Annotated in this window: 8 protein-coding genes; 6 read left to right on the top strand and 2 right to left on the bottom strand. The window is 57.6% G+C overall.

The genetic code is table 11. The features are described from left to right. The first annotated feature begins 132 nt into the window (after positions 1-132). Together IAE50_RS25000 and ybiJ are read left to right on the top strand one after the other, a co-directional pair. Entirely contained in the window at positions 133-399 is a 267-nt protein-coding gene (locus tag IAE50_RS25000; protein WP_042713286.1) for a DksA/TraR family C4-type zinc finger protein, read from the top strand. A gap of 285 nt (positions 400-684) precedes the next feature. After that, entirely contained in the window at positions 685-945 is a 261-nt protein-coding gene (ybiJ, locus tag IAE50_RS24995; RefSeq protein ID WP_200135739.1) for a DUF1471 family protein YbiJ, read from the top strand. A gap of 108 nt (positions 946-1,053) precedes the next feature. Here the strand turns inward: ybiJ and ybiB are convergent, their stop codons facing one another. Both ybiB and dinG read right to left on the bottom strand, forming a co-directional pair. Then, the gene (ybiB, locus tag IAE50_RS24990) at positions 1,054-2,022 is read right to left on the bottom strand and encodes a DNA-binding protein YbiB (protein WP_200581613.1); all 969 of its coding nucleotides are present in this window, start codon (positions 2,020-2,022) and stop codon (positions 1,054-1,056) included. A gap of 25 nt (positions 2,023-2,047) precedes the next feature. Next, positions 2,048-4,189, bottom strand: a complete 2,142-nt coding sequence (dinG, locus tag IAE50_RS24985) for an ATP-dependent DNA helicase DinG (RefSeq protein ID WP_128483339.1) — start codon at positions 4,187-4,189, stop codon at positions 2,048-2,050. Positions 4,190-4,512: 323 nt separating this feature from the next. Between dinG and licT the strand changes: the two genes are divergently transcribed. The 4 genes from licT (at position 4,513) to IAE50_RS24965 (ending at position 10,226) form a co-directional block, all read left to right on the top strand. Next, on the top strand, positions 4,513-5,349 hold the full coding sequence (gene licT / locus IAE50_RS24980; RefSeq protein WP_200135736.1) for a BglG family transcription antiterminator LicT: 837 nt from the start codon (positions 4,513-4,515) through the stop codon (positions 5,347-5,349). A gap of 159 nt (positions 5,350-5,508) precedes the next feature. Continuing rightward, complete coding sequence (locus IAE50_RS24975) at positions 5,509-7,341, top strand: beta-glucoside-specific PTS transporter subunit IIABC (RefSeq protein WP_200581612.1); 1,833 nt, start codon at positions 5,509-5,511, stop codon at positions 7,339-7,341. 11 nt (positions 7,342-7,352) lie between these two features. Beyond that, entirely contained in the window at positions 7,353-8,825 is a 1,473-nt protein-coding gene (locus IAE50_RS24970; RefSeq protein WP_200581611.1) for a glycoside hydrolase family 1 protein, read from the top strand. Positions 8,826-8,834: 9 nt separating this feature from the next. Further along, positions 8,835-10,226 (top strand): glycoside hydrolase family 1 protein, encoded by a 1,392-nt coding sequence (locus tag IAE50_RS24965; RefSeq protein ID WP_200581610.1) that lies wholly within the window; start codon positions 8,835-8,837, stop codon positions 10,224-10,226. Positions 10,227-10,370 lie beyond the last annotated feature (144 nt).

Genomic DNA, 10,370 nt, shown 5'->3' with positions numbered 1-10,370 from the left:
ATTGCCGGATGGCGCGTAAACGCTTATCCGGCCTACGCCGTTCCAGCGGCTTCATTCCCTTACGCCTTATCCGGCCTACAACTTCATGCCACTTTATAACGTCTATACTTAATGGCTATACAGGAGGAAATTATGGCTTCAGGTTGGGCAAACGACGACGCAGTACAGCAGCAGATCGACAGCACCATTGAGGATGCGGTCGCCCGCGCGCGCCGGGATATTCCGGGAGGCGAGAGCCTTACAGAGTGCGAAGAGTGCGGTGAAACCATTCCGGAAGCGCGGCGAAAAGCAATTCCCGGCGTGCGGCTGTGCGTGAAATGCCAGCAGGAGAAAGATTTACATAACTCTACATATTCAGGATATAATCGCAGAGGATCGAAGGATAGCCAGCTACGCTGACTTTTCCTGACGCTTCCCGGCAGGATAAGCACTTACCTTTACCTTCACACTTTTCCGCTTCGCTTGTCGCAAAATGTGCCGCTTATCTCCGCATGGCGAGGTAGTGCGCCCATTTCGTGCTTTTTTATCTTTTTAACCTTTATGCTTCAAAAACTTAACTATTGTTCAATTTTTTAGAACAAGGTTTTCAATTCTCTTCGATTTTCTCGCTGCTAAAAAACTGTGATACTTATCACATCGACGGAACATCGTCCCAAATTCAGTATAACCTGCGAGAGAAACCCTATGAGCGCCATTAAATATGCTGTTGCTGCTGTCGCACTATCCACCCTCTCTTTCGGTGCTTTTGCGGCTCAATCTGTTAACCCTGCTCAGGCAGGCGAGCTGAACAAAATCGGTGTGGTCTCCGCCCACGGCGCAACCACGCTGGACGGCCTTGAAGCACGCCTGGCAGAGAAAGCCAAAGCGGCAGGCGCTTCTGGCTACAGCATTCTGTCTACCACCGGCAATAACAAGCTGAGTGGCACAGCGGTTATCTATAAGTAACCTGACCCGCGTTTTACCCCGGCATTTTAACCCTCTGCCGGATGCACCACCCTCATTGACCCTTATTGCCCTTTGCATGGCCCGTCCAGGATTGTGACGGGCTTTTTTTTATCCAAATGTCGCCGCGACGCGCGCCATCCCCTCTTCCAGCGTTTGCGCTTCGCCGCTTGCCACCAGGCAGCAGGCCAGCTGCACCTTTAATGACTCCGGTATTGCTTCGCGCCCGCTCAGGCAGTGCTCAATCCAGCGCGCCGTGCTCTCCGCATCTTTCGCCGCACCCGCAGCAGCAGGTTCAACCACCGCGTCACTGCGGGCAAAAAGCACGCGCTCACCTGCGGGATCGATCAGGTTCATCTGCGGGCAGCGCTGCGGGTTGGCGTACACCTCCCCTTCGGTGCCCTGCATCAGCAGCCCGCGCCCGCCGATATCGGCAAAAAATTTGCCCACGCGGCTAAGGTACTCCGGGTGCGACACGCTGGAGAGGCGCAGCGCCGCCTCTTCAGCAAAGGGTGTCGCCAGCTTCGCCAGCGTGTGCGCGCTGTTACGCACACCCATGCGCCAGCGTAGCCCCAACTGATCCTCCAGCGGCGGGCAGAGAGCGCTGACCGGAATATAGACCGGCTGTTGCCCCTCCAGCTTCGCCTGCGCCTGCCCGGCAAGCGTGGTGGCTTCAATGCCCAGCAGGGCGAAGATGGTTTCGCTGACGACGCGGGTCGGATCTTCACTCACGCCGTGCACCACCACCGGAAAGCCCAGTTTGCTGAGCAGAATCGCCAGCAGCGGCGTCAGGTTCGCCTGCTTGCGCGCGCCGTTATAGCTCGGGATAACAATCGGCATCGGTCTCGCCACCGGCGGCGTCAGCGTCATTGTCCGCTCCTGCATTGCCGCGTAGAAGCCGCGCATCTCGGCCTCGCCTTCCCCTTTGATACGCAGCGCAATCAGGATCGCGCCCATCTCCAGTTCCGGTACCTCGCCGTTAAGCATCCTCGCGTAGAGGCTGCGGGCGGTGTCAATATCAAGGTCGCGGGCGTGATTTTTGCCCCGGCCAACCTCTTTAATGATGGTGCGGTAATCCATGGACTCTCCTTGCGTGCTCACATCGTTAACGGCGCTTGCGGCGCTTCTGTTCTGGTTTCTTCACTATAACGTCAGGCATTGGCGGTTGGGAAATTGGAAATATTGGCAGTGCATCAAGCAGCCGTTTCCCATAACTCTTGGTCAACAGCCGCTTATCGTAGATCACCACTTCACCGCGACACTCATGGCTGCGGATCAGGCGCCCGACCTGCTGAATCAGGTTGAACGAGGCGCTCGGCAGGCTCTGCACTTCAAAGGGATAACGCTTGAGGCTTTTGAGCCACTCCCCTTCGGTGATCACCACCGGGCTGTCGATGGGCGGGAAGGCAATCTTATGGATATGCACCTGGGTAAGGTAATCCCCCTTCAGATCCAGCCCTTCAGCAAAGGATTGCAGGCCAACCAGCACGCTGCGCTCGCCGCCATCGATGCGTTTTCGGTGCGCCTCCACCAGCCGGTAACGGGGCTGATCGCCCTGCACCAGCAGCAACAGACGCAGATCGGGCACGTAGGTAAGAAAGAGCTGCATCGCGCGCTGGCTGGCGAAAAGCACCAGCATTCCGCGGTGTGCCCTGCTCTCCACCTGTTCACGGAACCAGGTCGCCATCTCGGCGATGTGCTGCTCTTCGTTCTCCATCAGCGGCTCGTAGCGCATCTGCGGAATAATAATCTTCCCCTGCTCGACATGGTTGAACGGCGAGTCGAGGCTGACAAAGCGGTCGCCCGCTTTCTCCTTCAGGCCGCTCATCTCCTGCAAGCGGTTGAAGCTGTTGAGCGAGCGCAGGGTCGCCGAGGTGACGACAATATGCGGCACGCTGCGCCAGAGCAGCTTTTCCAGCTGGTCGCTGACGCGAATGCCGACGCAGTGAAACTGCAAATGCAGTTGCCCGTCGCGCACGTCGCGCGTGACCCATTTGGAGACCGGCGCGCCGGAGGCCTGTGCCATCGACGCCAGCCGCCAGAGCTTGCTCTGGCTCTCAAACATCCCCAGCGCGCGGTTCATCTGCAAAATCACCCGGTGCAGTCGCACAACGTCATGGCTGCCGGTTTTCTCGCTGAGATCGTTGAGAAACAGCTCCGCCAGCCCGCGCAGCATCTCAGTCAGTTTCGCCAGCCGCTGGCAGATCTCCATCACTTCATCCGGCAGTTCGCCCATCGTAAAGCGGTGTTCTGCCTCCTGCCCGGCGGGAAGATAGAGATTGAGAATGGCGTTGAGGGAGGAGATCAGCTCAAACAGCTCTTCGCAGTGGGCGTTGAGCCGCTCGGGCGTGGCCAGCGGCGGCAGGGTTTTCGGGCGAAACTGCTCAAGGCAGGTCGCCACCAGTTTGGTGAAGAGATCGAGTTGCAGCTGATACCAGCCGGCGGTGATCTCTGCTGACATCTCCAGCGCATCACGGGCGACATCCGGCAGATGGTGGCCCTCATCGAGCACCAGCAGCAGGTTTTTCGGCTCCGGCAGCACCGCTTCGCTCTCCATCGCCGCCATTACCAGCGCGTGGTTAGCGACCACCACTTCCGCTTCCTGGATCTCCCGACGCGCCACAAAGAAGGGGCACTCGCGGTAGTAGTGGCAGTTGCGGTTCAGGCAGCCCGCCTTATCGGTGCTCAGGCGTCGCCAGAGATCGTCGCTGATGGCTTTATCAGTGTGATCGCGCAGGCCATCCCACTTGTAGCTGTCGAGATCGGCTTTCAGCGATGCGCAGCGCGTCTGCTCCTCTTTGTTGCCGGGCGTCAGTTCGTCATCAAGAAAGGCCAGCAGATCCTGCTGATTGGGATCGCTGCTGGCGAGCGCGGCGAGATTGCGCGGGCAGACATAGCGCCCGCGGCCAAAGGCGGCGGTAAAGCGTAAATCGGGAATAATTTTGCGCAGCAGCGGCAGATCTTTACTGAAGATCTGATCCTGTAGCGCGACGTTGGCGGTGCTGACCACCAGCGTTTTCTGCTCTTCACGGGCAATGGCAATGCCCGGAATAAGGTATGAGAGGGTTTTCCCGACCCCGGTCGGCGCTTCAATCGCCAGATGGCGGCCCTCATCGCCCGCCAGCGTTTTTGCCACGTCAGCAATCATCTGACGCTGCGGCGCGCGGGGAATAAAGTCCGGGATCTGTTGTTGCAACGCCTTATACCAGGCGGCAATTTGCGCTTTTAACGCGGCGGTAAGGGCCATTCGATAACCTGAAGCACTGTATAAACGGCCACTATTGTGGCACTTTTTCGCCCGCAGGGGCGAACGCTTTTTGCCGTTATGGAAGGCTGCTCGTAAATCGCACGTCAGGCAGACGATACTTTTCGCAAAGCCGATCACAAATTGGCAGATCCATTTATGAAACCGCTTCCCGACGCGTTGAACATTTATATGGTCAATGCTAGCTTTTTATCTGCATTACGCTTGTTACCGAATATCGGGCAAAACCTAAATGCAGACTGAGGGGATCAATCCGTCCCTGGCTGTATTTACGTTTTGCCCGTTTTTGTTTGCAGGAGTTGGCGATGCTGGTCAAACAAATATTAAATAATAACGTTGTCAGCGCCCTCGATGAGCACGGCTTTGAGGTAATTCTGACCGGACGCGGCCTCGGGTTTAATACCCAGAGCGGCGACCGTGTCAATATGGACGCCATCGAGAAGATATTCCACCTGAAAGACTCCCAGCTCTCGGCCCGTTTTAAAGATCTGGTGAGCGAAGTGCCGGTGGAAATTGTCCAGCTAACGGCGGATATTGTCGCCCTCGCACGCGAAACGTTGCCGCATAAATTAAGCGACGGGCTGTATGTCACCCTTGCCGATCACCTCCATTTTGCCCTGCAGCGCAGTGAAACAGGCGAGAGTTTAGCCAACCCGCTGGAGTGGGAAGTACGCCACTTTTACACCGACGAGTACGCCATTGGCCGCCAGGCACTGGGCATGGTGGTAGCGCGCACCGGCACGCTGTTACCGGACAGCGAAGCGTGCAGTATCGCCCTGCATATTGTGAACGCCGGGCTAAACGATACGATGGGAAAAACCACGCAAATTACCCGGCTTATTTATCAGCTGCAAAATATCGTCAGATACTTTTTTACCCTGCCGCCCGATGAGCACACCCTCAATTACCAGCGCTTTATTACCCACTTAAAATTCTTCGCGCAGCGGGTGATTGCCGGGGAGATATTAAACAACGATGACGAGGAGTTATTTGCCATGGTTGAGCGCCGCTACCAGACAACGCTGAAGTGCGTTAATGCCATCAGCGAGTTTGTCGGCAAACATTATCACCACACCATGAGCAACTCCGAGAAGCTTTATCTGACCGTGCATATCGAAAACGTGGTGCAGCGGTCGGCGTAATTCACCCGGCAGGCAGAGATGCCTGCGGCGTGAAAAAATGAATTCCATCCAGGCTTGTTACTGTTAAATCAGGCAAACCCCAGAGGAAACAAGGTATCGGCCGAGGCCGGTGTTTGTTGATGACGCCAGAAAATCGGGCGTCTGTCTGGAGGAATGAGCATGAACTACCCGCAAACCGCGCAGAAGATCATTGCGCATATCGGCGGCAAGGAGAATATCCTGTCGCTGTTTCACTGCATCACCCGTCTGCGTTTTCTCCTTCACGACCATGACAAGGTCGACCGCGCGGCGCTGGAAGCGCTGGATGGCGTGATCGGCGTGAATATCTCTGGCGATCAGTACCAGCTGATTATCGGTAATGAGGTCGCCCCGCTCTGCGAAGCGCTGCTCGCGCAACTCCCAGGCGTCTCGTCCAGCGCCAGCAGCAGCAAACGGCGTAACCCGGTGTCAGTAGTGCTGGAGGGGCTATCAAGCATCTTCTCACCGATCATTCCGGCGATTGCCGGAGCCGGGATCCTGAAAGGGGTGCTGGCACTGATGGTCGCTATGCAGTGGCTTCAGACCAGCAACCAGACCTACCAGATCCTGCTCGCCATCAGCGATGGCGTTTTCTACTTTATGCCGCTGGCGCTGGCCTTCAGCGCCGGGAATAAGTTTGGTGCCAACCCCTACGTCGCCGTGGCGCTCGCTGCCACCCTCTTCCACCCGGCGATCCAGACGCTGTTTAAATCCGGCGCGCCGGTGAGCTTTCTCGGCCTGCCGGTGCCGACGGTCAACTACGCCTCGACGGTGATCCCGATTCTGCTGGCGGTGTGGCTGTTAAGCCGGGTGGAGAAGCTGATTGACCGCATCATGCCTGGCGTGCTGAAAACGATGTTTGTGCCGCTGCTGAGCCTGGTGATTGTCGCGCCGATTACGCTGATGGTTATCGGGCCGCTCGGTATTTTCGCCGGGAATACGCTCTCCGGCGGCATTATCTGGCTGGTGGAAAACATGGGCATCGTTGCGGGCGTGGTGGTCGGCGGCACGCTGTCGATGATCATCATTACCGGCATGCACTATGTGCTGGTGCCAATCATGATTAACAACATCAGCACCATGGGTTTCGACCCGTTCAAAATCCTCTTTTATGTCGCCAACCTCGGCCAGGCGGGCGCGGCTTTCGGCGTATTTATCCGCGCACGGGATAAGAAGCTGAAATCGCTGGCGCTCTCCACCAGCTTCAGCGCGATGATGGGCATCACCGAACCGGCGATGTACGGCGTCAATATCCGCTACAAACGCCCCTTTGCCGCCGCGCTGCTGGGCGGCGCGATTGGCGGCGGCTTTGCGATGGCGATGGGGGTGAAAACCTACGCCTTTGCCCTCAGCGGCTTGCCCGGCCTGCCAGCGCTGGTCGGCCCGACCTTTCTCTGGGCGGTGGTCAGTATCGCGCTCTCCTTTGTCTCCGCTGCCGTGCTGACGGTGATCCTCGGTTTCGAAGAGAAGGTGGTCGCAGGCGTCAGCCCGGTGAAGATCGCACGCGAGGAGGAGCGGCTCTTCGCCCCGGTTAGCGGCACGCTGAAAGCCCTCAATACCCTGAGCGACCCGGTCTTCGCCGATGAGATTTTCGGCAAGGGGCTGGCTATCGACCCGAGCAACGGCGAGCTACGTTCGCCGGTCAACGGCAAGGTGGAGTCGCTGTTTGAAACCCACCACGCACTGGCGCTGGAGAGCGATACCGGTGCCGAAATCCTCATCCATATCGGTATCGACACGGTGAAGCTCGGCGGTAAGCACTTCACCAGCCATATCGAGGCCGGGCAGAACGTAGAGGTGGGCGATCTGCTGGTCAGCTTCGATCTCGCTGCGCTGCGGGCGGCGGGGATCGATCCGAGCGTGATCGTGGTGGTCACCAACAGCGAACAGTACGGCGATATCAGCCCGGTGAAAACAGATGGCGATGTCGCCAGCCGGGACGCATTTCTCACATTGACCGCAAGCGCGGCCTAAGGAGCACACCAGTGGCTTATTCGAAATCATTTCCGGAAGGGTTTTTATGGGGCGGCGCAACGGCGGCCAACCAGCTTGAAGGAGCATGGAACGTCGACGGCAAAGGGCTCTCCGTCTCCGATGTCTACACCTTCGATATCAACACGCCGCGCGAGCGCTGGCTCGATCAGTGGCTGGGAATGACCCACGCGCAGGTGCGTGAAGCGCAGGATCCGGAGAGCAAAAAGTACTACCCGAAGCGCAAAGGCAACGACTTCTACCACCACTTCAAAGAGGATATCGCGCTGTTTGCCGGTATGGGCTTTAAGTGTTTTCGCATGTCGATTGCCTGGACGCGCATCTTCCCGCGCGGGGATGAGACCACGCCCAACGAAGCGGGCCTGGCGTTTTATGACGAAGTATTCGACACGCTGCTCGAGCACGGCATCGAGCCGATTGTCTCCCTCTCCCACTACGAGATGCCGCTGGCGCTGGTCACCGATTACGGCGGCTGGCCGAACCGCCAACTGGTCGATTTCTATGTCCGCTTCGCCACTACCGTCTTTACGCGCTATCGCAAAAAGGTGAAGTACTGGATGACCTTTAACGAGATCAACTGCGTGAAACACCACCCCTATGTCAGCGTCGGGGTGATTGAGGAGGACAACCCGCATCTTGAGCAGGATAAGTACCAGGGCGCTCACCACCAGTTTGTCGCCAGCGCGCTCGCTACCAAAGCGTGCCACGCCATTATTCCCGGCTCGCAGATGGGCTGCATGATCAGCTACCAGATGCTCTACCCGCACACCTGTCACCCGGATGATTTGCAGGCCTGCGAAGAGATGCAGCGCGTGTCGCTCTTCTTCAGCGACGTGCAGGCGCGTGGCTACTACCCCGCCTACACCGATCGCATGCTGGCGGAAAAAGGGGTGACGCTGCAAAAAGTGGTTGGCGATGATGAGATCCTGCGCCAGCACCCGGTCGATTTCGTCTCGTTCAGTTACTACATGTCGAGCACCGTCAGCGCCAACCCGGCGTTGCATGACGGCGCAGAAGGCAACCTGATCACCGGCGGCATTCGTAACCCGCACCTCACGACCAGCGAATGGGGCTGGCAGATCGATCCGAAAGGGCTGCGGCTGGCGCTCAATCAGCTCTATGACCGCTACCAGAAGCCGCTGTTTATTGCCGAAAATGGCCTCGGCGCAGTAGATACCGTTAATCCGGATGGCTCCATCGACGACGATTACCGTATCGACTACCTGCGCCAGCACGTGGTGCAGATGCAGGAGGCGATTGCCGATGGCGTCGATCTCTTTGGTTACACCTGGTGGGGGCCGATTGACGTAGTCAGCGCCGGGACAGCGCAAATTTCCAAGCGCTACGGCTTTATCTATGTCGATCAGGACGATATGGGCAACGGCAGCCAGGCGCGCTCGCTGAAGAAAAGCTACCACTGGTATAAAAAACTGATCGCCTCGAATGGCGAAGACTTAGCGGATTAAGGAGCGGATATGTCTGTTTTCCCGAATGACTTTTTATGGGGCGGCGCGATTGCCGCCAATCAGGCGGAAGGCGCGTGGGACGAAGATGGCAAAGGGCCCTCTATCGCCGACGTGGTGCGCGGCGGTATCGCCTCTGGTAAACATGATGCGGTGATCGATCCAAACCTTTATTACGCCAGCCACCAGGCGGTCGACTTTTACCATCACTACAAAGAGGATGTGGCGCTCTTCGCCGAGATGGGCTTCAAATGCTTTCGCACCTCGATTGCCTGGTCGCGCATCTTCCCACGCGGGGATGAGACTACGCCCAACGAGGCGGGGCTGCAATTTTACGACAACCTGTTTGATGAGCTGCTGAAGTACGGCATTGAGCCGGTGATCACACTCTCGCATTACGAAACGCCGCTGGCGCTCTATCAGGAGTATGGGGGCTGGAAAAACCGCCAGCTTATCGACTTCTTCACCCGCTACTGCGAAACGGTATTCCGCCGTTATCAGGGCAAGGTCAAATACTGGATGACCTTTAATGAGCTGAACAACATGAACCGCATGCCGTTCGCCACCGGCGCGGTGGATGTCGATGCCAGCCCGCAGGAGATTTGGCAGGCGAATCACCACCAGTTCGTTGCCAATGCGCTGGCGAACAAGCTCTGCCACGAGATCATGCCCAATGCCCTTATCGGCTGTATGTTGTCGCTGAGCACCGTCTACCCGGCGAGCTGCAATCCGGAGGATATCTTCTCGACCATGCAGCTGCGCCGCCGTTCGCTGCTCTTCTCCGATGTGATGATGCTGGGCGAATACCCGGCTTATGCTAAACGGCTGCTGAACGATCTGGGGGTGAAGCTGGAGACGGCAGAGGGCGATATGCAGCTGCTTAAATCGTATCCTTCTGATTACCTTGGCTTTAGCTACTACCGCAGCGTGCTGCACCAGGCGGGCGGGCAGTTCCGCGTCGATACCGGCGGCACCGCCGGGCTGGACAACCCGTTCCTGGAGAAGACCGAGTGGGGCTGGCCTATCGATCCGCTCGGTTTTCGTATCGTCTGTAATGAACTGGCGGACCGCTACCGCAAGCCGCTGTTTATCGTTGAAAACGGTTATGGCGGCGTTGATGAGGTGCAGGCCAACGGTGAGATTAATGACCAGGCGCGCATCGATTATGGCCGCCGCCATATTCAGGCGATGGCCGAGGCGATTGCGGATGGCTGCGAGATTATGGGTTACACCTGGTGGGGACCGATTGATATTGTCAGCGCCGGCACCGGCGAGATGAAAAAGCGCTACGGCTTTATCTATGTCGATAAAGACAACGAGGGCAACGGTACGCTCAAGCGCAGCAAAAAGCGCAGCTTTGAGTGGTATCAGCAGGTTATCGCCAGTAATGGAGAGGTGTTGTAGGCCGGATAAGCGTGTAACGCGCCATCCGGCAATGGGTCTGGCATTTGGCATTGTGGAATGGTTCCGTTCACCAGGCGTGGGGGAGTTTCATTAACCTCTTATGCGGTGAACGGGACAAGGGGGGGACCGCTCCCCCCTTGTCAA

This window comes from Kosakonia sp. S42, assembly GCF_016624785.1.
Lineage (GTDB): Bacteria > Pseudomonadota > Gammaproteobacteria > Enterobacterales > Enterobacteriaceae > Kosakonia > Kosakonia cowanii.
The sequence above is the reverse complement of the archived record's forward strand: the minus strand, read 5'-3'. Positions and strand labels throughout refer to the sequence as shown.

What these genes read in the sequence shown, in the direction of transcription:
- IAE50_RS25000 (WP_042713286.1), top strand. Translation starts at nt 133, where the DNA reads ATGGCTTCAGGTTGGGCAAACGACGACGCAGTACAGCAGCAGATCGAC.
- ybiJ (WP_200135739.1), top strand. Translation starts at nt 685, where the DNA reads ATGAGCGCCATTAAATATGCTGTTGCTGCTGTCGCACTATCCACCCTC.
- ybiB (WP_200581613.1), bottom strand. Translation starts at nt 2,022, where the DNA reads ATGGATTACCGCACCATCATTAAAGAGGTTGGCCGGGGCAAAAATCAC.
- dinG (WP_128483339.1), bottom strand. Translation starts at nt 4,189, where the DNA reads ATGGCCCTTACCGCCGCGTTAAAAGCGCAAATTGCCGCCTGGTATAAG.
- licT (WP_200135736.1), top strand. Translation starts at nt 4,513, where the DNA reads ATGCTGGTCAAACAAATATTAAATAATAACGTTGTCAGCGCCCTCGAT.
- IAE50_RS24975 (WP_200581612.1), top strand. Translation starts at nt 5,509, where the DNA reads ATGAACTACCCGCAAACCGCGCAGAAGATCATTGCGCATATCGGCGGC.
- IAE50_RS24965 (WP_200581610.1), top strand. Translation starts at nt 8,835, where the DNA reads ATGTCTGTTTTCCCGAATGACTTTTTATGGGGCGGCGCGATTGCCGCC.